The organism is Microcoleus sp. (assembly GCF_041354475.1).
GTDB lineage: Bacteria > Cyanobacteriota > Cyanobacteriia > Cyanobacteriales > Microcoleaceae > Microcoleus.
Genome location: NZ_JBGJZU010000022.1, coordinates 1 through 25192, shown reverse-complemented (window position 1 = coordinate 25192; position 25192 = coordinate 1). Strand labels below are relative to the sequence as shown.

Genomic DNA, 25192 nt, shown 5'->3' with positions numbered 1-25192 from the left:
AGAGCTGATCGCAACAGTAATTTCACTTATATTATCTAGGCTTGGTGAAAGTATCGCCTATTAACGGGTTTAACTTTCATGCTCTTCATGGGAACTAATGTCACTCTTGCTCTGCCTCGCAAGCTATCAGAAAAACTGGAGGCAGAGCCTCGGAATTTTCCTTACTAGGCTCTACCTAATAAGGAGTACCATTTAACTCTTTTATACTATATTATACAGACAAATCTTGACGTGGTTTAAAAGACTCAACCTCTCGCAATTTCTGGTACAATTCTCGTTCTTCCTCGCTAATTTCCTTGGGAATTAATACCAAGATTTCTACCAATTGATCGCCCCGATCGCCATTTCCCGTCGGATAGCCCTTTCCCGCCAGCCGCAAGCGCTTGGACGAAGGAACTCCAGGGGGTAATTTCATTTTCACCCTACCATCTAGCGTGGGTACTTCCACCTCTCCACCCAGCACTGCTTCGCTAGGAGTCAGTGGCAATTCGCAGCAAATATCCGACATTTCTAAGCGAAAGAATGGATGGGGAGAAATCGTAATTTTCAAATACAAATCCCCGCCGCCAATGCCTTGATTTCGCAATCTAATTCGCTGGCCAGATACCATAGCAGCAGGCAGATTTACTTCGATTGTCCGCCCGTCTTCTAAAGGAATTCGCTCTAGGCCTCCAGCATAGGCTTTTTCCAAACTCAAAGTCAGCGTTGCCTCAATATCTCTTCTAATTTCTCGCTCTACTGTTTCTCTAACTTCCCTTCTAATTTCCCGCTCCTCCATATCTCTTCTAGGTTCCCTAGAATTAGCCACATAACTCGTTTTCTTAGAAGCCGTACTCCACGGTTCCGGGGAACTAACTCGCTGTGCATCATTGGCTGTGCCCATCCTCACTTCCCGGCGTCTTCCGAGCACTTGGTCGAAAAATTTATTAAAATCTGAGTAGTCGCTAAAATCGACATTATCGGCAGTTTTTCTGCTGCTAGCTTTACTGTTTCCCCAAGTTGAAAAATTGGGAATTCGCACGCCTTGTTTGCTTTGAAAGCCTTTTTGTTTCCAAAATTTACTAAACTGGTCGTATTGAGCGCGCTTATCGATATCTGAAAGAATATCATAGGCTTCATTAATATCCTTAAACCTATCTTCAGCAGATTTGTCCCCTGGATTGACGTCAGGGTGCAACTGTCTCGCCAGCCGTCGATAGGCTTTTTTGATTTCATCGGCGGAAGCATCTCTGGGTACTCCCAGAATTTGATAGTAATTGCGAAAGTTCTGCATAGTTTGAGAAGGAAGAAGGAAGAAGGAAGAAGGAAGAAGGAAGAAGAAGGAAGAAGGAGTTTTATTATTGTAGTTTGTTGATTGTACTGACAATTAATCGTGTTAGCTCATCTACTTCTTTAATAACGGGTGAAATTTTATCTGGTGCTGCTAACCCGACTCTTTCAGAAATGACTAGATGAGTATCCAGTTCTCTGAGCGAACCGAGAGCTATTCGCAAATATCGAATATACTCTTGTCTGGTAACACGTCCATATCCCTCAGCAATGGTAGCTGGTACTGATACAGATGCACGACGGATTTGACTGGTAATACCATAAAGTTCAGATGAATGAAATGATTTCGTTAATTCGTAGCAAAGTTGACAAAGATAAATACCCGCTGCCAGATGTATTGTTCTCTATGGGTCATACAACATGATTTTCTCCTTGCTTACTATAGTAATCTCTATCTATTTCAAAGAAGTCTAGTGTAGTGGAGGAGGGAGGAGAGAGGAGAGAAAAAAGAAATCTAGAAGAAGTTAGAAAAAAGCCATCAGATATTGTTTGCGGAAAATCTGCTTCTTCCTTCTTCCTTCTTCCTTCTTCCCTCCCCCCTTGGGGGGGGCAGGGGGGGGGTGACTTCTTCCTTCTTCCTTCAATTACAGCCAATCGTCGTCATCATCCCAATCGTCACTTTGATTTTGATAAGGGCGAGTTGGGCGATTAGCATTACTTCTACGATCGCCCATTCGATCGCGGTCGTAGGGTTGGTCGTAGGGTCGGTCGTAGGGTCGGTCGTAGGGTCGGTCGTAGGGTCGGTCGGGAATTGGATCGACAGTCGATCGCCGATAGGGCTTAGCATTCTGATAATAGCTGTTGTCATCGCTGCGTCGCTTGCTACCCTCGCCGGAAAAAGTACGCTTCACCGACTCAAAGAAATCATCATCGTCATCATCATCAGCAAAAGCTGAAACTTCTCGGCTCAAATCATAAAGAGCATCCTGCAAATCAGAACCAACTTGGTCAACTCCGCGCTCATCATTGCGTTCCAAACTGTCTCGCAATTCTCGAATTAAAGTTTCTATGCGTTGGCGGCTTCTTTGAGCAAACTGCATTCCGCGATCGAGCGCAACTTCCCGCAACTGCCGCTCGGCCTGATAAGCTAAAGCCTCAGCGCGATTGCGTTTTTCCACCCTTTCCCGCTGCAACTTATCAGCTTGAGCAAACTGTTCAGCATCGCGAATCATTTGATTCACTTCCTGCTGAGAAAGCGTCGAAGCACCTTGCACAGTAATACTTTGTTCCCGGCCAGTAGTTTTGTCCAAAGCTGTCACCAACAGCATCCCGTTAGCATCAATATCAAAAGCTACTTGTATCTGCGGAATCCCTCGCGGTGCCGGTGGAACTCCCGTTAGTTTAAACCGTCCCAAAGACTTATTATCCTGGCCTAATTCCCGTTCGCCTTGGATGATGTGAATTTCCACGACAGTTTGGTTGTTTTCAGCAGTGGAAAAAATATCCGATCGCCTGACTGGAATAGTAGTATTGCGAGGAATCAATTTTTTCATCACACCGCCGATGGTTTCCAAACCCAGGGACAGGGGAGTGACATCCAACAGCAGCACATCCCGGACATCGCCGCCCAAAATTCCAGCCTGAATTGCCGCACCCACGGCCACAACTTCATCGGGATTGACATTTTGATTTGGTTCTTTATCAATCAAACTGCGAACAACTTGCTGAACCAAAGGAATGCGAGTCGAACCACCAACTAACACAACTTCATCAATGCGAGAAGGACTCAAATTGGCATCAGCCAAAGCTTGTTTTACCGGACGGCGCAGCCGCTGCACCAAATCGCTACACAGCCCCTCAAATTGACCGCGAGTCAGCCTCGTTTCCAGATGCAAAGGGCCATCTTCATTGGCATCAATAAACGGCAAATTAATCTCCGTGACTCCAACTCCAGACAGCTCTATTTTCGCTTTTTCTGCTGCTTCGATGAGGCGCTGCAAAGCTTGGCGATTTTTCCGCAGATCGATGCCTTCTTTTTCTAAGAATTGTTCTGCCAACCAATCGACAATTTTGGAGTCAAAATCATTGCCTCCCAATTGAGTATCGCCGCTAGTTGCTTTAACTTCAAATACTCCATCTCCGACATCTAAAATCGACACATCAAAAGTGCCACCTCCCAAATCAAACACTAAAATAGTTTGACTTTCTCGCCTTTCCAAACCGTAAGCCAAAGAAGCTGCTGTGGGTTCATTTAAAATCCGTTTGACATCAAGTCCGGCAATTCGTCCCGCATCTCGTGTCGCCTGTCGCTGGGAGTCGTTGAAATAAGCAGGAACAGTAATTACAGCCCCCGTCACCTCTTGTCCGAGATAGCGGCTGGCTTCATCGGCCAACTTCCGCAATACCATCGCCGAAATTTCCTCTGGGGCGAAATCTTTTTTCATCCGGGGACACTTGACTTTGATGTTCCCGTTGTCGTCGCGGCGAGTTGTGTAAGGGACGCGCTTTGCTTCTGGAGTCAGTTCGGTGTATTTGCGTCCGATGTACCGTTTGACTGCGTAAAAGGTGTTTTGGGGATTCAAAACTGTTTGGCGTCTGGCCATCTGTCCGACAAGCCGTTCTCCTTCCTTGGTGAAAGCAACTACCGAGGGAGTTGTCCGCATCCCTTCTGCATTGGCAATCACAACCGGTTTGCCGCCTTCCATGACGGCTACTACTGAGTTTGTTGTTCCGAGGTCAATGCCAACTACTTTACCCATGCGTCTGTTGTCTCCTGTGGCGTGGTGTCTAGCCTTTTCAATATAAGCGTAAGTATGATTGCACTAATTGTACCGCGAGAAGAAGCGGGGGCTGCGGGGGGATTGCCTCACTTGGGGCTAGCGGCTGGGGTTGGTTGGGTGCGATCGCCCTTGGTTCGATGGGCTTTGGCGCAGCAACCGAGGAGCAAATTGATTAGAATGGAGAGCAAAAGTTATACCTAATAAAACTATGAAATTCTCCCTCGATGTAGAAAACAATCCTACAGGTTGGCCAGATCATACTCAACTACCCGAATCAGACGGTACTTTTGTGAAGAACTTTCAAGAACATCCCCAAAGCATTCTATTAACCGATTCAATTACTCCCATTTTGCAGAGTATTCACGCTGACGGTAACTATTGCATCGGTCAAGATAGCGGTATTTATTGGCGATTAACTGACCCGCTAGAACGGGGTGCAGAAGCGCCAGACTGGTTCTACGTGCCCAATGTCCCGCCCACACTAGACGGTCAATTGCGCCGTTCTTATGTGATGTGGCAAGAGTTTGTATCACCGTTGATTGTGTTAGAGTTTGTATCCGGGAATGGGACGGAAGAACGGGACAGAACTCCTTTATTGCGATCGGGAAAACAGGAAACTAAGGCTGGTAAATTCTGGATCTATGAAAATGTCATCCATCCGGCATTTTATGGAATTTATGAAGTCAGTAAGGCTAGTGTTGAAGTTTATCACTTTATAGAAGATAGGTATGAATTAGTTGTTGCAAATGATCGCGGTCATTATCCAATTCCGCAGTTGGGAGTGGAATTGGGAATTTGGCAAGGTACTTATCAAAATGTTGAGTTACCTTGGTTGCGCTGGTGGGATAGTGAAGGGAATCTGTTGTTATCTGGAGCTGAAAGAGCTGAAAAAGAGCGACAAAGAGCCGATCGCGCCGAAGACCAATTAGAGCAATTACGCGCTCAGTTGCGATCGGCCGGCCTTGAACCGGAATTGTAAATTGTCTGAAAGTGCGATCGAACTCATTGCTGTTATTGTCTCAAAAACACCTCCAATCAAAATAAAACTATGAAATTCACCCTCGATGTAGAAAACAATCCCACAGGCTGGCCAGACCACACTCAACTACCCGAATCTGATGGTACTTTTGTGAAAAACTTTCAAGAACATCCCCAAAGCATCTTACTAACTGATTCAATTACTCCCATTTTAGAAAGAATTCACGCTGACGGTAATTATTGTATCGGTCAAGATAGCGGTATTTATTGGCGATTAACTGACCCGCTAGAACGGGGTGCAGAAGCGCCTGATTGGTTCTATGTCCCCAATGTCCCGCCAACACTAGACGGTCAATCGCGCCGTTCTTATGTGATGTGGCAAGAGTTTGTATCGCCGTTGATTGTGTTAGAGTTTGTATCCGGGAATGGGACGGAAGAACGGGACAGAACTCCTTTATTGCGATCGGGAAAACAGGAAACTAAGGCTGGCAAATTCTGGATTTATGAAAATGTCATCCATCCGGCATTTTATGGAATTTATGAAGTCACAAAGGCTAGCGTTGAAGTCTATAATCTGATCCAAGATAGGTATCAATTAGTTGCTGCAAATGAGCGCGGTCATTATCCCATTGCACCGTTAGGAGTGGAATTGGGAATTTGGCAAGGTACTTATCAAAATATGGAATTACCTTGGTTGCGCTGGTGGGATAGTGAAGGGAATCTGTTGTTATCTGGAGCTGAAAGAGCCGAAGAAGAGCGACAAAGAGCCGATCGCGAACAGGAAATCGCCCAACAAGAGCGACAAAGAGCAGAACAACAACGACAAAGAGCCGATCGCGCCGAAGACCAATTAGAGCAATTACGCGCTCAGTTGCGATCGGCAGGTATTGAACCGCAATTTTAACCCAGCCTAAACAACAAAATACCCAGATTCCCGACTTATTGAAGAAGTCGGGAATCTCACATTTTTCACCAACATTAATCATCACAGAGGAAACCAAGTGCCGCGCATTTTTGACAACATCGAACTATCTCTGCTACCAGCATTACGAGAAACGATTAAACTCTCCTACCGTGCCGATTTTTGCGTTGGCTATTTCAACCTCCGGGGATGGCGGAGCATTGGCGATGTAATCGAAGCATACATGGGAAATCAAGGAGCCTGCTGTCGCCTTTTGGTGGGAATGCAAAGTTTGCCATCCGATGAATTGAATGCTAGTTTTAGCCTGATTTCCCATCACCGCAGCATTGACAATAGTGCCATTATTCGCCTCAAAAAACGGATGGCTGAGGAATTTCGCCAACAGTTGACAATAGGGGCTCCTAGTGATATCGATGAAGCAGGATTACGCAGGTTAAGTTATCAGATTAAAACTGGAAAAGTCATTGTTAAATTATTTTTAGCTTATCACCTACACGCTAAACTATATCTCGTTCATCGTCACGATCCAAACAGTCCGATTGTCGGTTTTTTGGGTAGCAGCAATCTGACTTTATCGGGACTATCGAAACAAGGAGAATTGAACATTGATATTTTAGATTTTGATGCTTGTAATAAGTTGCAAAAATGGTTTGACGATCGCTGGGAAGAATACGGCTGTGTTGATATTTCTAAAGAACTTGCAGAAATTCTCGATCGCAGTTGGGCGCGATCCGAACCAATTCCACCCTATCACATCTATCTCAACATTGTCTATCATTTGTCCCGCGAGGCGATCGCAGGTATTGCGGAGTTTCAGATTCCCCGCGATTTAGTGGGTTTATTTCAGTTTCAAGAAGAAGCCGTTAAGCTAGCAGCCCGTCACATTACCAAACGGGGAGGCGTGATTATTGGCGATGTGGTAGGTTTGGGCAAAACTTTAGTCGGAACTGCGATCGCCAAAATTCTCCAAGAAGATTGTCTCTTGGAAACCCTGATTATTTGTCCGAAAAACTTGGTCAAAATGTGGCAAGAGTATGCAGATAAATATCGCCTACTTGCTAAAGTTTTATCCATCAGTCGGGTACAGCAAGAATTGCCAGAATTGCGCCGCTACCGAGTTGTCTTAATCGATGAAAGTCACAACCTCAGAAACCGCGAAGGCAAGCGATATCGAGCCATTCAAGAATATATTGCCATCAATGAAAGTAAATGTATTTTACTTTCAGCAACTCCCTATAACAAAACCTATTTAGATTTATCTGCTCAATTGCGGCTGTTTATTCCTGAAGACCAAAATTTAGGATTGCGCCCGGAAGCTTTGCTAAATAAATTAGGCGGTGGTAGCAAAGGAGAGTTAGAATTTATGAAGCGGCATCAATGTTCCGTGCGCTCTTTAGCTGCTTTTGAAAAAAGCGAACATCCTGATGATTGGCGAGAGTTGATGAAGCGCTACATGGTGAGGCGAACTCGCTCGTTTATCAAAGAAAATTATGCGGCAACTGATGCAGAAAACCCGCGCAAATATCTAGAATTTGCCAATCGCACGCGCTCCTATTTTCCCGATCGCATTCCAAGAACCATTAAGTTTTCCTCCGAAAATCCTGCAACCAAAGCCCAGCTTGACTTCCCAGAAATTGTCGAAGTCATCAACGCCCTAAATCTGCCCCGTTACGGGCTGGGAAATTACATCGCCAAAAAACCCAAACAACAGCCGACTGAAGCAGAACAGCGACAGCTAGATGCCCTATTCCGTGGCGGTCGGCGGTTGATGGGATTTTCGCGGACAAACCTGTTTAAGCGCCTAGAAAGCAGTGGCAGTGCCTTTATTCAGTCGATCGAGCGCCACATCCTGCGGAATTTTATCTACTTATATGCGATCGACCAAAACTCCGATATCCCGATCGGCACTCAGGATGCAGAATTATTGGATACCCGCAACAGCGACGAAGATGCTGATGCAGTTGTGATGAGCAATTTTGATAGCGAAGAAACAGAAGATAATTCGGGGGAACTTTTAGATATTGCAGCCGAATTGCTACTCAACGAAAAAACCTTTAAACAGCGGGCAGAATTAGTTTATCAAGAATATAAAACCCGCTACCAGCGCAGGTTTAAATGGTTAAAATCCGACTTTTTTGATAGCAAGAAGTTAAAACGGGATTTACTAGCAGATGCCCACTGTTTAATTGAAGTATTGCAAACTTGCAGCGCATGGCATTCTCAACCCGATGAAAAATTAGCTGCTTTGGTGAGATTGCTGACAGAAACTCACCCCCACGAGAAAGTATTAATTTTCACTCAATTTGCCGATACAGTCCGTTATCTAACCGACAACTTAACCAAGTTAAATATTGCGGGCGTTGCATCAGTGACAGGCAAATCAAAAGACCCCACCGAACTCACATTCCGGTTTAGTCCAACTAGCAACGGTAAGCGTGAAAAAATCTCACCCGAACAAGAATTGCGCGTCTTAATTACCACCGATATTCTGAGTGAAGGTCACAACTTACAAGACAGTGCGATTATCGTTAATTATGACTTACCTTGGGCAATCATTCGGTTGATTCAGCGGGCGGGAAGAGTAGACAGAATCGGACAGCAAGCAGAACAGATTTTGTGCTATTCATTTTTGCCAGATGAAGGAGTAGAGCGGATTATCAACCTGCGCGAAAGACTGCGCCGAAGGTTACAAGAAAATGCCGAAGTTGTGGGAACAGACGAGACATTTTTTGAAGATGATTCACCCCAAGTCATTCTGGATATTTACAATGAAAAATCCGGCATTTTAGATGGCGAAGAAGATGCCGAAGTTGACTTAACATCGGAAGCTTTTCAGATTTGGAAAAATGCGACAGACAACAATCCAAATTTGAAAAAAACCATTGAATCAATGCCAAATGTAGTTTACTCAACTCGCAATCATACACCAGAACCATTGCAGCCCGAAGGAGTTTTATTGTACATGAAAACCGCCGAGGGAAATGATTCCTTAATTTGGGTCGATCGCGCTGGAAACAGCGTCACTCAATCGCAATTAGCCATATTAAAAATTGCCGCATGCGACGAATCTACACCAGCAATCCCCAGAGACAAACAACATCACGAATTAGTCACAAAAGGTGCAGAATTGATAGCCGAAGAAGAGTCAACAGCGGGCGGACAATTGGGCCGGTCTTCCGGGGCCAGGTTCCGAACTTACGAACGTTTGAAGAGTTACGCGCAGTCCATGCGTGGTACAATATTTGCATCCGAGGAATTGGCAAAAGCCATTGATGAAATTTACCGCTATCCCCTGCGCCAGTCGGCAATTGACACGTTGAATCGGCAATTAAAAAGCGGTATTGGCGATCGCGCTTTAGCAGAATTAGTCGTAGCATTAAGAATGGACGACCGTTTTTGTATAGTTAGTGAAGATGGAGACAAACGGGAACCGATGATTATTTGTTCTTTAGGCTTGTTTCAGAACTAATAAGATGTACAATCAGTAATATCAATTTAATTGGTCGTTGCACATATCCCGATCCCCCTAAATCCCCACCCCCCCTGCCCCCCCAAGGGGGATAGGGGAAGGGGACGAAAGAGAATATTTCTTGTCCCCCCCTTATTAAGGGGGGTTAGGGGGGATCAAATTCTATGCAGCCTCATGAAAAATTGGCATAATAGCTTTATTTTAAGATTATGACGCTATCAATTGAGCCTCAATCCAAGCTTTCTCTGGCAGCATTCTTGAATTTATCAGAAACGGAACCGGCGAGTGAATATATCGACGGTAAAATTTATCAAAAACCGATGCCCCAAGGAAAACATAGTCTGATTCAAACTGAATTTGCCTCAACGATTAATCAACAGGGTAAACCCAAAAAACTAGCTTTAGCTTTGACTGAGTTACGCTGCACATTTGGGGGACGTTCCTTAGTACCAGATATTGCCGTTTTTGAATGGTCTCGCATCCCCGTTGATGAAAATGGAGAAATTGCTAATCGATTTGAAAGTCATCCCGATTGGGTAATTGAAATTCTGTCACCAGAACAGTCTCCCAATCGTGTAATTAACAAAATTATTTTTTCGATCCAGCACCAAACTAAATTAGGTTTATTTATCGATCCAAACGATCGTTCTGTGATGGTATTTCAACCAAATCAGTTACCAGAAGTGAAGTATGATAGTGATATTATACCAGTTTTGAATGTGTTAAGCGATTGGCAATTGCGAGTTGCAGATATCTTTAGTTTTTTACAAGTTAATTAATCCAGTAGCGACATGGCATTAGCTGTCAGTCCGCCACTCCTCTCGTTATCCAGCCAGTCCGCCAGGGAATGAATTCCCTGTCTAATAGCGAAAGTCCTCTGAAAGAGGACTCATGAGTTGAAAATTCTTCTTCTCAGTCCTCTTCAGAGGACTTTAGCTTTGAGGCAGGGGTTTCAACCCCTGCCGGACTGTCGGACTCTCCTATCCCTTCTTCCTTCATATATAACTATGTCACAAACACTTACAGAATCCCGCCAACTTCTCCAAGACTTTGAATTCAACAAACTATTCGTCCAACAACTCGGTTGGGACAATCCATCATCCCGCAAAATCGTACCTGGAGAAATAGACGGCGAGACTTATGCCCGAAAAGCCATCGCCCAACTTTTAGGAGTAGTTGTATATGAAATTACCACCGCTAGCGGCCATATCCCCAATGCAAATCAAAGACTGACTATTTATCGCGAAATAGTCCAAATCTCCCGCGAAAACCTATTAATTTTTATTGATGCAAATCGCACCAAATCTCTCTGGTATTGGGTGAAGCAAGAAGGTACAAAACTTTATCCTCGCGATCATGTATACGTGAAACGGGAACCCTGCGATTTACTGTTGAGTAAAGTCACAGCTTTAAAAGTTGAATTAGCAGAATTAGAAACGCTTTCAGTGATTGATGTCGCCGAAAGATTGCAGGCTGGATTGGATGTCGAACGAGTTACTAAGAAGTTTTTTGAAGAATTTAAACAGCAACACGTAGAATTTTTAAGTGTGATTTCCGGGATAGACAAAGAAACAGATAGGCGCTGGTATACTTCGGTTTTACTCAACCGCTTGATGTTTGTTTATTTTTTGCAGCGCAAAGGATTTATCGACAGCGGTAAAATGCTGTACTTGCAGGAAAAATTAGCAGCAAGCAAACAGCGAGGAACCGATTTATTTTACTCAGAATTCTTGAAAACACTGTTTTTTGAGGGATTTGCTAAACCTCTCGATTTGCGGGAGGATGACGTTAAAGAATTTATCGGCGATATTAAATACTTGAATGGCGGACTGTTTCTGGAACATCCCATCGAACAGAATTATCCGAATATTGCCATACCCGATGCTGCGTTTGAGAAAATCTTAGATTTATTTGCGCGCTATTCTTGGAATCTTGACGATACAGTGGGTGGGAAGGAAAACGAAATTAATCCAGCGGTTTTGGGATACATCTTTGAGAAATACATTAACCAAAAAGCCTTTGGTGCTTATTATACCAGACCAGAGATTACTGAATATTTGTGCGATCGTACAATCAACAAACTAATCCTCGATAGAGTCAACCAATCCCTTAACTCTTCCAACTCTTCCTCCCCCCCTCCCTCTTCCTCCCCCCTTAGCAAGGGGGAATCTCCCTCTTTCTCCCCCCTTAGCAAGGGGGAATCTCCCTCTTTCTCCCCCCTTAGCAAGGGGGAATCTCCCTCTTTCTCCCCCCTTAGCAAGGGGGGCCGGGGGGGTTCTTCTCCCCATCAATTTGAAACAATCACCGAACTCCTCACCAATCTCGACGCCAATCTCTGCCGCCACCTACTAACAGAAATCCTCCCAAACCTCACATTATTAGACCCATCCTGCGGTTCCGGCGCATTTTTAGTCGCAGCGATGAAAACGCTGATTTACATCTATTCAAAAGTCATCGGTACAAGCAAATTTTTAAATGACCGCCACCTCAATGACTTACTAAAAACCATCGAAACCGAGCATACTTCACTCAACTATTACATCAAAAAACGGATTATTAGCGATAATCTCTACGGCGTGGATATCATGCCCGAAGCAGTGGAAATCGCTAAATTGCGACTGTTTTTAGCCTTAGTTTCGGCGGCGCAGAATGTCAACGACTTGGAACCGTTGCCCAATATTGACTTTAACATCATGGCCGGCAATTCTCTGATCGGATTACTGCGGGTGGATGATGCAGAATATGAAGGAAGTGGAACTCAGTTAAACCTGTTTCACAAGACCTACAGACAAGTATTAGAGGAAAAAAACCGTCTGATTTCTATTTACCGTCATGCGACTACCTATAGCCAAAACTTGCAGAGTTTACGAGATGAGATTGCCGAAAAGAAAGCGCCGGCTATCGAAAATATTAATAAGATTTTGTTGGAAGATTTCAAGCAATTAAAAATTAAGTTTGAACAAGCACAGATTAGCGGTAAGCCGATTAAGCGTAGCCTTTCTATAGCTGATATTGAAGCTTTGCAGCCTTTTCACTGGGGCTATGAGTTTGATGAAATTTTGCATCAACGGGGCGGTTTTGATGCGATTATTACTAATCCACCTTGGGAAACATTCAAGCCAGACGCTAAGGAGTTTTTTGCAAATCATAGCAATTTGGTGACGAAAAATAAAATGGATATTAAGAGTTTTGAGAAAGAGCAAAAGAAACTCTTGCAAGATATTGAGGTTTCTAATGCTTGGTTGGAATATCAGAGCAATTTTCCTCATATCAGTGCTTATTATCGTTCAGCGGAACAGTACAAAAATCAGATTTCAATTGTCAATGGTAAAAAAGCAGGTACGGATATTAACCTCTATAAACTATTTGTAGAGCAATGTTTTAATCTCTTACGCAGAGGTGGCGAGTGTGGGATTGTGATCCCTAGTGGAATTTACACAGACTTGGGTACGAAGCAACTGCGGGAGATGTTATTTAGTCAAACCCAAGTGACTGGATTATTTTGTTTAGAAAATCGAAAAAATATTTTTGAAGGAGTTCATAAGAGTTTTAAAATAGTTGTCATTACTTTTGAGAAGGATGGGATAACCACTGAATTTCCCTCAGCTTTTATGCGTCTTGATGTGGATGAACTGCAAAGATTTCCTAGTGCTGATAGCTTGCAAATTAACGTTGAATTAGTGCGAAAGTTGTCTCCTGACTCTCTCTCAGTGATGGAATTTAAAAATGAGGGAGATATTCGGATTGCTGAGAAAATGCTGCAATTCCCGTTACTGGGCGAACAGATTGAGGAGAAATGGAATCTGCGGTTAACTGCGGAATTTCACATGACGAATGACAGTCATTTATTCAAGCAAGAACCAGGGAAAGGGAGACTGCCACTTTATGAAGGGAAAATGATTCATCAGTTTACTCACCTATGGGGTAAACCTAAATACTGGATAGATGAGGATGAAGGACGCAAAGCATTATTGAAACGCAATGAAACGGATATAGGACAAAAGCTAGATTATCAAACTTATCGTCTGGCATTTAGAGATATTGCTAGAAATACCGATTCTCGAACAATGATTATGACTATGTTGTCGAGAGAAGTTTTTTGCAATCATAAGTTGCCAACGGCGGTCATCAGATATAGCGAACAGCTAAAACCAGATTGTCAAGCTGAACTATTTTTTATGTCAGTGATGAATAGCTATGTAATTGATTGTGCTTTTAGACAGCGAGTAACGACAAATCTTACCTTTTTCTTCATTTATCAAATGCCTGTCCCAAGATTAACATCAGCCGACAAATACTTCACCGACATCGTACAGCGCGCCGCCAAACTAATCTGCACCGCCCCAGAATTTGACGAATTAGCCCAAGAAGTCGGCTTAAACTCCCACCGAGAAGGCGTTACCGATGAAACAGAACGGGCTCAATTGCGAGCCGAATTAGATGGCATCATCGCCCACCTTTACGGCTTAACGGAAGCAGAATTCGCCTACATTTTGACTACTTTTCCCATCGTCCCCGAAACCGTGAAACAAGCAGCATTAGCCGCCTATCGCACCTTTGCAGCATCATTTTGGCCAACCTGAAATCATCAAAATTTCGAGCACTCCCGCGCAATTTCCCAATCTTCCTGGGTGTGAATTACCAAAACTTTCACCGCAGAATCCGCCGTCGCAATATCTGCATCAATGGGCGACTGTAGATTGTGTTCTTCATCCAATTTTAAACCCATAAATCCAAAAGTTTCGCAAGCAGCAGCCCGCACAATAGGAGAATTTTCCCCAACACCCGCCGTAAAAATCAAACCATCCAATCCTCCCAAACTCGCCAACATCGCCCCGATACCGGCACGCAAACGGTGGATGTAAATATCCAATGCTAGTTGAGCTCTCTCATTACCTTGGGAAATGGCTTCCACAATCTGTCGCATATCAGCAGACACCCCAGAAATCCCTTTCAAACCAGAATTGCGATTGAGCATATTGTCAAGTTTTTCCGCAGTTAAATCCGATCGCCTTAACAGATGAATTATAATACCAGGATCGATGGAACCCGATCGACTTCCCATCATCAAACCTTCCAAGGGCGTAAATCCCATCGTCGTATCCACACTGACGCCACCGCGAATAGCAGCCAGAGAACACCCGTTGCCCAAATGACAGCTAATCAGCCGCAAATCTGCCAAATCACGCCCCAGAATTTCGGCAGCCCGACGCGCGCAATATTGATGGCTAATCCCGTGAAAACCGTAGCGGCGAATGTCTTTTTCCAGCCATTCGTAGGGGCCTGGATACACAAAGGTGGCGGGTGCTAATCCTGCGTGAAAAGCTGTATCAAATACTGCTATTTGCCGCACATTTGGGAGGATTTTTTCCATCGCCTCAATGCCTTCTAGGTTGACGGGATTGTGTACGGGGGCGAAAACTGCTAAACGGGCGATCGCCTCTTTAACATCTGGTGAAATTAACGTACTTTGCCGATACTCTTGCCCGCCGTGTACGACGCGGTGCCCGACAATATCAATCTCGTTTAGATTGTTAATGGTTTGAGTTTTCCCTTGCCACAGAGTATCTAGCATTCGATAAATAGCAGCTTGGCGAGATTCTGAGGCTAACTCCTCTTCTAGCTGACTACCTGCTGCTGTTTCGACTTTCAATTCAGATACATTCTGCTGGTGAGTCCAATCAATTTTTGCTTCCCACAGAGGTTGCAAAGGGCGATCGGATTGCACATCTTTTAACTCATAAAGACAGCTTTTTTGACTGCTAGAACCTGCGTTTAAGACTAATATTTTCATACTTTATTTTGTCCGGTTTAACTGGTTCCTAGGCTCTGCCTGGGAACCTATGCCTAGAGGCTCTGCCTCGCTTCATCAATGCTCAGTAGCCTCGCTGGTGGAGGAAATGGGAGGCAGAGCCTCCAGATATGTGTTACCAGGCAGAGCCTGGGAACAAGTATAACGAGTAGATAACCATACAAAATTTATGAAGAAAAATGTCGAAATGTTAACTCTTAATGCAATTAGTAGCTAACAGTTGCGGTAGTTTGATATATCTTCTGATTAGATTTTCATTTACTAAAATTTAAGGAGTCAAATCGATGTTTACACCAATTTTACTTGCTGTTGCCCCCAGAACCGTAGAATGGAGCCCTACTATTGCTTTGATCATGATTGCTTGTAATATTCTAGCGATCGCGATCGGCAAATCAACCATCCAAAATCCGAGCACAGGCCCAGCCATGCCCTCATCGAGTATGTTTGGTGGTTTGAGTTTGGGTGCTGTGTTGGGAACTACTGCATTTGGTCATATTTTGGGAGCAGGTACTATTTTAGGATTGTCTTACATAGGCGCAATTTAGAATCTAGGATGATGGTGGCGCAGCTTACCGGCAATTTCAAGTACCGGGTAAGTTGCGCAGAGTTTCATCCATGTGCGATCGATCGCCCAAAACCTCCAGCATCGGCCCGCGCACATCAAACTTGACAATACTAACAGAAGCTGCTAGAGCAGCAATGCGATTGCGGTAACTTCCCAGATCGATTCCCAACAAACTGCACAGAATAATCCGAATAGTCGCCTTGTGCGAAACTACCAAAACATTACCATCTTTGTACTTTTCCTGAATTTCTGCGATAATTAAGGACGATCTGCTAGCAATTTGCACAGAAGTTTCGCCATCAGTCGGTGGATTCCAAGCCGGTTCCGTCAACCAATTAATGTACTCTTGGGCATATTTTTCCCGGACAAATTCAACTGTTTGACCCTCCCACTTGCCGTATTTAATTTCCCTCAAGCCGTCGCGAAGCTGCATTTCAATTCCCAGAGTATCACACAAAGGTTTTGCAGTTGCGATCGTGCGTTTCATGGGACTGACATAAACAGCATCCCAAGGCAATTTTGCGTAAGCGGCGCCAAACTGTTCTGCCATTTGAGAACCTTCGGCTGTTAATTCGGGGTCGAGGTCGCCGCAGAAACCACCTGTTTTGCTGTAAACTGTTTCACCGTGGCGCAGAAAGTAGATTTTTAAGCTCATATAGATGTCTTATTTGGTGAATAGAATTTTTTTTTAACCACAGAGGGCGCAGAGGGCGCAGAGTTAGAGAAGAGAGAGATGAGTAATTCCGATACCTACTTATGTGAATTTTATCATATTAACAAAAGAGTGTAAAAAACTCCTTCAAATCATCTAGTGCAGAATTATCCCAATCCCAAATATCTTTTTTGTGTTCCATAACATAATCAAACTCAGACATACTGCATTTCCTTCCAGCTTGTTTCTGTTCCTGCTTTGAGCAAGTATCAAATCTAATATAGTTGCTAATCCAGAATTTATCAAACTCTTTCTGGTTGATTTTCTTTCCCTGGTTTTCTAGGCAAGTTTTCCAACTATCCAAGCAATCAGCATAGGGAGAATCTTTAGCCTTGATTGCCCTTAAGAGCGTTTCCAGTTCACCTTTGCCTCCCACATTTGTAAAGTAACAAGCCAATTTTGCATTTGTTCCATTATCTCCACAAATATCAATAAATTGTTTAGTGCTTAACAAAGTTTCAGCTTCAAACACCTGTTTAATACATTTATTTACCAATTCCAGCCGCTCTTGCTCTGAATCGTTATCAATATCAAGAATAATCCCTATTTTTTCTATATCTCTTTTTTGCAAGTCGGCTTCTAAATCTTTTAAAGTAGTGATTAACCTTGTTTCGCTCAAGCCTTCCAAACTTTCATAATCATCTATAAAAATAGGTTCTTCTATCTGGATATCGCAGTTAATAAAATCAACCATTGCCTTCATAAAAATTGCATCATTTTTACTTTCTACTATGACAATATTACTCACCTCTCACTCCTTTTTGATGCTCTAGTGCGTAATTCAAAGTTTCCAAATCGCGTCTGATACCGATAATTTGATCGGTTTTAGGTTTCTTTGCTAGTTCAAAATAGGCGCTGCTGCATTCTTTATTTAGTTCCAAACCCACATCAGCAAATGCTTGCAGCATCTCTAAACTGTGAGTTGTCGCAAAAATCTGGGTATCCAGTTCCACCGCCAACCGAAATAACATTCTCCAAAACTCCCGCTGATTTGTATAGTGTATGCCATTTTCTATCTCATCGATTAGCAGTATTTTGTGTTCGCTGTTTACCAGTTTAAGGATAATTTCCGCAACTCGGTTCATGGCATCTCCAAACAATGAGAGAGGTAAACGTTTCTCTCCTTTTCTTCTCAAGTATAGTGTTGGTTCGCCAATATAAAAACTCTCTACTGATTCGATTGCAGGGTCGATAATTTGAAAAGCTTTCAAGACTTCACTATCTTTTTCATTTAAACGGGCGTTATCGTATGCTACTGTGAGCTCTATTCCTGAAATTCTGGTAAAAGAGGGAATAATCGGTAGTTCACCAGGAGTAGGAATGGCATCAGTAATTATCGTATTACTACCATTTATTAAACCTTTGGAACTAGCAGTTAAACAATCCGAGCCACTGATACCACTGACATTTTGGGTTGTGTTACCTGTAATTAACATAATAGTTTTCGGATCAGTAGTTTTCGGATTTGTATATTGCTGAATGGTGAATTCATCGGTGTCATCATTGTCACTTGTTCCAATAATTAGTATAGATTTGCCTTGTTCTCTTCCATAAAACAAGTTATCCCAAGCTCTGTCAGGCATAGCTTTCATGACTAATGATGACTCTTTTCTCAGATCTCTTAGGACTAATATACTGCTAGCTTCTGGAGAAATATTGAGAAAAAGTGCTTCTAATAACGCTGTTTTGCCAGCATTGTTTTTACCGCCGATTAAATTGACTCTTTCAAACCCAGAAATTTTGATTTTCTCAAAACACCTAAAATTTTGGATTTCTATTTCTTTAAGCATTACCGCTCCTTTTGAATGTACAAATCCTAAATTGTGGTTGATTTATGCTAAGATTACTTTGAGATTGGTGCTTTTAATTATACACTCTATGCAGACTATAGACCTATTTGAAGTCATTGAACGCCATCCAAGCAAGGTGAGTGGTGCATGGGTATTTCGGGGAACGCGCGTACCTGTTGCCGCCTTTTTCTAGAATCTTAAAGACGGGGCCTCTATTGACCAGTTTCTCGAATGGTTTCCGGGGGTAACTCGCGCCCAAGTTGAGGTATTACTCGATCGCGCGTTAGCCTCAATAACGCAGATGGCGGCATGAATATTGATTAACCCGCAAGTCCGTCGGGGGTTAAAAACCCCCGTCTCATAGCGAAAGTCCTCTGAAAGAGGACTGAAAAGCCAATTAAATAAACCACTTAATTCCTAAAATCGATAGTCGGTTTCAACCGACTTTTGCTATGAGACAGGGGTTTTCAACCCCTGGCGGACTCGCGGACTAACGAGAGATTTCTTAATCAAAATTACCCAGGTGCACCCGATCGCACTGTTTGATCTGCTGTCACCGTCGGATCTTTAGTTTCCTTGGGCATTTCAGACGAAACGACACCCCCGTGAGGCCACTTCCAATCGCGGATTTCCGGCATATCGTCGCCGTGTTTGTTGATATACAACCTGTGCTCGATCAGCTTGTCCCGCAGCGCCTGTTTCCCATAAGCCGCAGCATAACTCAGTTTCGGAACGCGATCGATTACATCACCAACTAAGTGGAAGCGATCGAGATCGTTCATCACCACCATATCAAACGGCGTCGTAGTCGTTCCCTCCTCCTTGTAACCGCGAACATGAATATTCGGGTGATTCTTCCGGCGATAAGTCAACCGGTGAATCAACCAAGGATAGCCGTGAAAAGCAAAAATCACCGGCTTATCTGTCGTGAACAAAGCATCAAAATCCTTGTCAGACAAACCGTGAGGATGTTCTGTCGAAGGCTGAAGCGTCATCAAATCCACCACATTCACCACCCGCACTTTTAACTCAGGATAATCTCGGCGCAGAATGTCAACAGCCGCCAAAGTTTCCAGCGTCGGAACATCACCCGCACAAGCCATTACCACATCCGGTTCGCCGCCTTTATCATTGCTAGCCCACTCCCAAATCCCGATACCAGCCGTGCAGTGTTTAATCGCAGCATCCATATCCAAATATTGCAAAGCCGGCTGCTTCCCAGCAATAATCACGTTGACATAATGGCGACTGCGGAGACAGTGGTCAGTTACTGACAGCAAAGTGTTCGCATCGGGCGGTAAATAGATCCGCACCACCTCCGATTTTTTGTTAATTACGTGGTCGATAAAACCCGGATCTTGGTGCGAAAAACCATTGTGGTCTTGTCGCCAAACGTGAGAAGTTAGCAGGTAGTTGAGAGAGGCGATCGGTCTGCGCCAAGGAATATCGCGAGTAGTTTTCAACCATTTAGCGTGTTGGTTGAACATCGAATCAATGATATGAATAAATGCCTCGTAGCAAGAGAAAAATCCGTGCCTTCCTGTTAGCAAATAGCCTTCCAGCCAACCCTGACACAGATGTTCGCTAAGGATTTCCATGACGCGGCCGTCAGGAGACAGGTGCTCGTCATCCTCCGGTAAAACACTACCCATCCACTCCCGGCCAGTCACCTCAAACACTGGATCGAGGCGGTTTGAGGCAGTCTCGTCGGGCCCGACAATGCGGAAATTAGCGTTCTCCTGATTCAGTTTCATCACATCTCGCAGAAAGCGGCCGGTAACGCGGGTGGCTTCTGCCATTACAGTCCCCGGCTTTTGCACGTCAACGGCGTAGTCTGCAAATTCTGGCATTTTCAAGTCTCGCAGCAGCAGACCGCCGTTAGCGTGCGGATTTGCCCCCATCCGTCGATCGCCCTTGGGCGCTAATTCTGCTAATTCTGCAATCAGTTTACCCAAGTCATCGAACAGTTCTTCGGGCTTGTAGCTTTTCATCCAATCTTCCAGGAGTTTGACGTGGCCGGGCTTAGAAGCCATTTCGGCTAATGGAACTTGGTGCGATCGCCACGAACCCTCTGTTTTCTTACCGTCAACCTCCTTGGGTCCTGTCCAGCCTTTGGGAGTTTTCATCACAATCATCGGCCACTGCGGGCGATCGGAACAGCCATTAGTCCGCGCTTCCTGCTGAATCGCCTTAATTTCGCCAATGACCGTATCCATCGTTGCAGCCATCAACTGGTGCATCGTTTCCGGGTCCGATCCTTCCACCCAATAAGGTTTGTACCCATAACCGACCATCAAACTTTCCAACTCCTCGCGGGGAATGCGGGCCAACAGCGTTGGATTGGCAATTTTGTAGCCATTCAGGTGCAAAATGGGTAACACGGCCCCATCCCGAACCGGGTTGAGAAACTTGTTAGAATGCCAGCTAGCAGCCAGCGGGCCAGTTTCTGCTTCCCCATCGCCGACAACGGCCGCCACGATTAAATCGGGGTTATCGAAGGCCGCCCCGTAAGCGTGGACAAGGGCGTAGCCAAGTTCGCCGCCTTCGTGAATCGAACCCGGAGTTTCCGGTGCGACGTGGCTGGGGATACCGCCGGGAAACGAGAACTGTTTGAACAGCCGTTGTATCCCTTCTTCATCTTGGGAAATGTTCGAGTAATATTCGGTATAAGTGCCTTCGAGATAAGTGTTGGCCACCAAGCCCGGCCCGCCGTGTCCTGGGCCTGCGATGTAGATAGCGTTTAAGTCCTGCGCTTTGATGAGGCGGTTGAGGTGGACGTAGATGAAGTTGAGGCCTGGAGTAGTGCCCCAATGTCCGAGGAGTCTGGGTTTGACGTGTTCGAGTTTGAGGGGTTCTTTGAGTAGCGGATTGTCTAGAAGGTAGATTTGTCCGACGGAAAGGTAGTTAGCCGCCCGCCAGTAAGCGTTGATTTTGCTTAGTTCTGAGTCGGAAAGCGGCTTTAATTGCGGGATTTCGGTGGTTCCTAGCATCATATGCGATTCAATCCTGTGTTTTGGTTATTTATCGTTCGACTTTGTTTTGAAGTTTTATCGTTATTTTCACTGACGTGGGATATTATTTTGTTACTTGTAACACTGTTTATTTTGACTCCATGTTTGGCCAGTATACAAGTTAATTGTAGCTTGTTTTTGTCTAAATCAAAGTTTAAATTAAGGTTAATTTTGTCTAAACATCACTCAATATTGAGGGAAGAAAAGCGACAATTTGCGAGGGTTCAAGGAATTTGGCAATAGAAAATAGGACTTATAACTTTATGGTGCGTACTGCGCGTCTTCTCCGCAGGTGCTGCGCCTCGTTGGATGTGTTCTGCAAGTTCCCAAAAGATACTTCTTAAGGTAGATGTCAGAATGATTTACCATCAGAAATTTATCAACAACTTCAAAAGATATAGCAATGCTATTTTAATGGTGAACTGGCTTGTTTTTAATGAACCGCAGAGGCACAGAGGGCGCAGAGGAAGAGATTAGAGAGTAGAGAGAAAGAGGAATGTGCACCAATTCGGCATCGATTGCTATAGTAAGTCAAAAATTATCATGATTTACTAAGTGGATGAAAGGGAGAAATTTGAGTATTTTTTTTAGTTGCTGGATGAGTTTTGTCAGCCGGATACAAGTTTAAAAGTCGATGAGTTGAGGCGGAGGGGGAGACAGTTATTAGTCAAAGATAGATACGCTCCAGGAAATTAATCTATATTTAAACTCTCGATTTAACATTTAACGAATTCCGGTCAAGTGGAGTTACAACCTGCTATGAGGTGAGCGTTTATATAACTATAACTTAACCTAAATCTGTACTTATTTTTAATAAAAGTATGGGAAACTTCTTGTGGATCTTGATTATTGATATGCCCGCTTTTTGGATGCGACGGGCGTCAAATCCTGGCAGCTAGGCAGATCAGAGCAAAATTTCCACGTCATTTCTTAAGAACTAATCGGCAAACCTATGACTAATATTAACGGCAATACCGCCGCCCCTACTTACGTCAACAATATCAGTGACAGCAATCTGAGTGCAGGTTACAAACTGACCCCTCTCTTGACAGTAGGCGACGAAATTCCCCAATTGACTGGAAATTTTGGCAGCTACACCGCCAACACAACCAATCGCTATGCTTTCACGGGCATTCCCGATGGTTTAGGTATTCAACAACGTCCCAACGGTAACTTCTATGTCTGGGTCAACCACGAATTAGGTAATACAACAACCACAGACATTTCCAGCACAGCAACAGGTTCCAAAATCAAAGGTTCCAGAGTCTCCTTGTTTGAGTTTGACTCAAATTGGAAGGCGATCGGCGGTCGGAATTTAATTGAACGAGTCCAAGACGGTACAAAAACATTTACCTTGGATTTAACTACTGGAAATTATAGTTTCCCAAGCAGCACCGGTCCGGAAACTTTTAATTTTAGTCGCTTCTGTTCGGGGTACTTGGCCGATTCTGGATTTCTTGACAGTAACAGCAACCCCGCACCGATTTGGTTTGCACCAGAAGAAGCTGATTCAAATAGTCGCGGTTTTGCTGTCAGACCCGACGGAACGGCGATCGCCCTTAATGGCTTGGGACGCTATTCTAAAGAAAATGTCGTTTCTGCTTCCCAGTACCGCGCCGGTAACGCTAGCAAAAAGACGGTTCTGATCTCTACTGAAGACACCGGCGACGGCGAACTTTATATGTTCGTTGGAGATCAAACTGCTGCTGACCCCAACGGATTTAACAACGGGAAATTGTACGTCCTGCGCGTGGGAACCATTGACAACGAAGGACAAGTTTCCAAAACAGGTGCGATGACTGGAACTTGGACTGAGGTAGACCCTAGCGTGGTTTCTGATGGTACAGCCTTGAGTAATTGGGTGAATGCCTCTGGACGTTCAACTAACTTCCGCCGATTGGAAGACATTGCTGAAGACCCCAAAAACCCCGGTACATTCTACTTTGTTACTACTGGGACGAATAATTTGCCCGGAGTAAGCACTACAACGACTACCGCTAGTCAGGCGGAAAATCCTTACGGCAAACTCTATCGTTTCAGCTTAAATGCTACTAATCCGACGGGCCAAATTAGCAATTTTGAATTGTTGCTGGAAGGAGGCCCTGGTAAGGGTGTCAGCTACGACAACCTGGCTGTAGACGCCCAAGGCAATGTCTTGCTTCAGGAAGACGAGACGGCATTTGGCGGTGAGGTGATGAAGGCAGAAAAACGCGATGGTCGGATCTGGTCGTACAATATTGCTGCCAATAATAGTCGGGCTTTAGATGCTCGAACAGTTGCACCGCTATTTGAGCTTTACGAAAATGCCGGGGGCAGCAACTTTAATAACTTCACTACGCCCGGTGAATGGGAAACTTCTGGGATTGTTGCTTTTGGGACGAACCCCAGCCAAAGTTCTTACCTGTTTGACGTTCAAGCCCACACGATCAGAAATTCGGGAACTAGCACTACAATTTTGCGGGGGAACCACGCAGAAGGCGGTCAGTTAATTTTAGCTACTCCGGTAGGGGTGGCAAAACCAACGGTGGAAACAACGCCTACACTGTTGGACGATCCGAATGTGTCGGCACAACTGCGGGCAGATGCGGACGATCCGGCGATTTACGTTCACCCTACAGATCCTGGTAAGAGTTTAGTGGTGGCGACGGCGAAAAATGCTGGGTTGCGGGTGTACGATTTGCAGGGAAATCTGTTGCAGTCGATTAATCCTGGGGTTTCAGCTACCGATCGCATTCGCTATAACAATGTCGATCTGGTGTATGGTTTCAAGATTGGCGATCGCACGGTGGATTTGGCGATCGCTAGCGATCGGCGCAATGACAAATTAGCTATTTTCCAGATCGATCCCAATCCGGCTACTCCAGGTCAGACTCTCAAAGATATCACCGATCCTAGCATTGGTACTCTCTTCCGCACGCCGACGTTTAGCGCCGCAGCTTCTGCTGACGAAAGTAATGCCTACGGTTTAACTTCGTACCGTTCTCTGACGACTGGCAAATCTTACGTTTTTGTCAACCGCCGCAATACTGGAGATGTCGCACAGTTTGAACTGTCTGCAACTGCTTCCGGTCAAGTAGGTGCTAAGCTAGTACGGAATTTTACGGTAGCTAATCCACCGGCAGTACCGGCCGGACGATCGCCTCAACTCGAAGGTATGGTTGCCGACCAACAATTAGGATTCCTGTATATTGGACAGGAAGATGTCGGCATCTGGAAATACTCGGCCGAACCGACTGGCAATTCTACCGGCACATTAATCGATCGCACGCGGGCGCAAGGCGGTACTGTACTGGTAGATGATGTGGAAGGACTAACCATCTATTACGGAGAGAACGGTAAGGGTTATCTTCTCGCCTCCAGCCAGGGAAGCAACACGTTTGCAGTGTACGATCGCGGTGGCAGTAATGGATTTATCGGTGAATTTGCGATCGGTACTAATGGTGCGATCGACAGCAACCAACAATCTGACGGCGCTGATGTCGTTAATGTGCCTTTAGGACCTAATTTCCCCTCCGGTTTGTTGGTGACTCAAGATGGATTCAACGATCCGCAGGTTTTTGATAGTCAAAACGAGAATTTCAGCACGAATTTCAAGTTGACGCCGTGGCAAAACGTAGCAACGAGTTTCCCCAAAGCGCTACTCATAGATCCAACAGGCTTCAATCCTCGGAATGTTACGGCGTTGTCAACACCAACACCCGCACCAACACCAACACCCGCACCAACGCCAATACCAACACCTGCACCAACACCCACGACTGTACCAATACCAATACCAATACCAACACCAACACCAACACCTGCACCAACACCAACACCAACACCAACACCTGCACCAACACCAACACCAACACCTGCACCAACACCAACACCAACACCTGCAC

16 protein-coding genes are annotated in these 25192 nt (G+C 44.7%); 8 read left to right on the top strand and 8 right to left on the bottom strand.

All coding sequences use genetic code 11. The features are described 5' to 3' along the window. Positions 1–211 precede the first annotated feature (211 nt). The 3 genes from ACBR23_RS10940 to dnaK form a co-directional block, all read right to left on the bottom strand. Complete coding sequence (locus tag ACBR23_RS10940; protein ID WP_341735916.1) at positions 212–1273, bottom strand: DnaJ C-terminal domain-containing protein; 1062 nt, start codon at positions 1271–1273, stop codon at positions 212–214. 64 nt (positions 1274–1337) lie between these two features. Continuing rightward, on the bottom strand, positions 1338–1649 hold the full coding sequence (locus tag ACBR23_RS10935; RefSeq protein WP_371121194.1) for a four helix bundle protein: 312 nt from the start codon (positions 1647–1649) through the stop codon (positions 1338–1340). 264 nt (positions 1650–1913) lie between these two features. Then, complete coding sequence (dnaK, locus tag ACBR23_RS10930; RefSeq protein ID WP_371114941.1) at positions 1914–4028, bottom strand: molecular chaperone DnaK; 2115 nt, start codon at positions 4026–4028, stop codon at positions 1914–1916. A gap of 54 nt (positions 4029–4082) precedes the next feature. Here dnaK and ACBR23_RS10925 point away from each other — a divergent pair, with 54 nt between their 5' ends. The 6 genes from ACBR23_RS10925 (at position 4083) to ACBR23_RS10900 (ending at position 14001) form a co-directional block, all read left to right on the top strand. Next, positions 4083–4250, top strand: a complete 168-nt coding sequence (locus ACBR23_RS10925) for a hypothetical protein (RefSeq protein ID WP_371114942.1) — start codon at positions 4083–4085, stop codon at positions 4248–4250. Positions 4251–4257: 7 nt separating this feature from the next. Next, positions 4258–5028, top strand: a complete 771-nt coding sequence (locus ACBR23_RS10920; RefSeq protein ID WP_371119527.1) for a Uma2 family endonuclease — start codon at positions 4258–4260, stop codon at positions 5026–5028. A gap of 69 nt (positions 5029–5097) precedes the next feature. Then, positions 5098–5931, top strand: coding sequence for a Uma2 family endonuclease (locus tag ACBR23_RS10915; protein WP_371114944.1), 834 nt, complete (start codon positions 5098–5100; stop codon positions 5929–5931). Positions 5932–6028: 97 nt separating this feature from the next. Next, on the top strand, positions 6029–9418 hold the full coding sequence (locus ACBR23_RS10910; RefSeq protein ID WP_371119528.1) for a helicase-related protein: 3390 nt from the start codon (positions 6029–6031) through the stop codon (positions 9416–9418). A gap of 209 nt (positions 9419–9627) precedes the next feature. Next, positions 9628–10197 carry a Uma2 family endonuclease gene (locus ACBR23_RS10905; protein WP_371119529.1) on the top strand — a complete coding sequence of 190 codons (570 nt, stop codon included), beginning with the start codon at positions 9628–9630 and terminating at the stop codon, positions 10195–10197. Between the two features lie 228 nt (positions 10198–10425). Then, the gene (locus ACBR23_RS10900) at positions 10426–14001 is read left to right on the top strand and encodes an Eco57I restriction-modification methylase domain-containing protein (RefSeq protein WP_371119530.1); all 3576 of its coding nucleotides are present in this window, start codon (positions 10426–10428) and stop codon (positions 13999–14001) included. A 5-nt stretch (positions 14002–14006) separates the two neighbouring features. On the opposite strand, the gene ACBR23_RS10895 is transcribed toward ACBR23_RS10900, so the two are convergent. Further along, positions 14007–15212, bottom strand: coding sequence for an acetate kinase (locus ACBR23_RS10895; RefSeq protein WP_371119531.1), 1206 nt, complete (start codon positions 15210–15212; stop codon positions 14007–14009). A gap of 302 nt (positions 15213–15514) precedes the next feature. Between ACBR23_RS10895 and psaK the strand changes: the two genes are divergently transcribed. Further along, entirely contained in the window at positions 15515–15775 is a 261-nt protein-coding gene (gene psaK / locus ACBR23_RS10890; RefSeq protein ID WP_341735925.1) for a photosystem I reaction center subunit PsaK, read from the top strand. Positions 15776–15811: 36 nt separating this feature from the next. Here psaK and ACBR23_RS10885 read toward each other — a convergent pair whose 3' ends face one another. The 4 genes from ACBR23_RS10885 to ACBR23_RS10870 form a co-directional block, all read right to left on the bottom strand. Then, positions 15812–16450 (bottom strand): histidine phosphatase family protein, encoded by a 639-nt coding sequence (locus ACBR23_RS10885; RefSeq protein ID WP_371119532.1) that lies wholly within the window; start codon positions 16448–16450, stop codon positions 15812–15814. 118 nt (positions 16451–16568) lie between these two features. Further along, positions 16569–17255, bottom strand: coding sequence for a DUF3226 domain-containing protein (locus ACBR23_RS10880; RefSeq protein WP_371119533.1), 687 nt, complete (start codon positions 17253–17255; stop codon positions 16569–16571). Next, positions 17248–18297, bottom strand: a complete 1050-nt coding sequence (locus tag ACBR23_RS10875) for an ATP/GTP-binding protein (RefSeq protein ID WP_371119534.1) — start codon at positions 18295–18297, stop codon at positions 17248–17250. Before ACBR23_RS10875 ends, ACBR23_RS10880 begins: the two co-directional genes overlap by 8 nt. Positions 18298–18812: 515 nt before the next feature. Beyond that, entirely contained in the window at positions 18813–21290 is a 2478-nt protein-coding gene (locus ACBR23_RS10870; protein WP_371119535.1) for a phosphoketolase, read from the bottom strand. Between the two features lie 970 nt (positions 21291–22260). Between ACBR23_RS10870 and ACBR23_RS10865 the strand changes: the two genes are divergently transcribed. Then, positions 22261–25192 (top strand): phytase (locus ACBR23_RS10865; RefSeq protein ID WP_371125647.1); only part of this gene is annotated, 2932 nt, incomplete at its 3' end.

Excerpts from the sequence above, each read along its gene's own strand:
- ACBR23_RS10885 (WP_371119532.1), bottom strand. The coding sequence starts at position 16,450 with ATGAGCTTAAAAATCTACTTTCTGCGCCACGGTGAAACAGTTTACAGC.
- psaK (WP_341735925.1), top strand. The coding sequence starts at position 15,515 with ATGTTTACACCAATTTTACTTGCTGTTGCCCCCAGAACCGTAGAATGG.
- ACBR23_RS10900 (WP_371119530.1), top strand. The coding sequence starts at position 10,426 with ATGTCACAAACACTTACAGAATCCCGCCAACTTCTCCAAGACTTTGAA.
- ACBR23_RS10920 (WP_371119527.1), top strand. The coding sequence starts at position 4,258 with ATGAAATTCTCCCTCGATGTAGAAAACAATCCTACAGGTTGGCCAGAT.
- ACBR23_RS10915 (WP_371114944.1), top strand. The coding sequence starts at position 5,098 with ATGAAATTCACCCTCGATGTAGAAAACAATCCCACAGGCTGGCCAGAC.
- ACBR23_RS10875 (WP_371119534.1), bottom strand. The coding sequence starts at position 18,297 with ATGCTTAAAGAAATAGAAATCCAAAATTTTAGGTGTTTTGAGAAAATC.
- ACBR23_RS10905 (WP_371119529.1), top strand. The coding sequence starts at position 9,628 with ATGACGCTATCAATTGAGCCTCAATCCAAGCTTTCTCTGGCAGCATTC.
- ACBR23_RS10925 (WP_371114942.1), top strand. The coding sequence starts at position 4,083 with ATGATTGCACTAATTGTACCGCGAGAAGAAGCGGGGGCTGCGGGGGGA.
- ACBR23_RS10940 (WP_341735916.1), bottom strand. The coding sequence starts at position 1,273 with ATGCAGAACTTTCGCAATTACTATCAAATTCTGGGAGTACCCAGAGAT.
- dnaK (WP_371114941.1), bottom strand. The coding sequence starts at position 4,028 with ATGGGTAAAGTAGTTGGCATTGACCTCGGAACAACAAACTCAGTAGTA.
- ACBR23_RS10895 (WP_371119531.1), bottom strand. The coding sequence starts at position 15,212 with ATGAAAATATTAGTCTTAAACGCAGGTTCTAGCAGTCAAAAAAGCTGT.
- ACBR23_RS10870 (WP_371119535.1), bottom strand. The coding sequence starts at position 21,290 with ATGATGCTAGGAACCACCGAAATCCCGCAATTAAAGCCGCTTTCCGAC.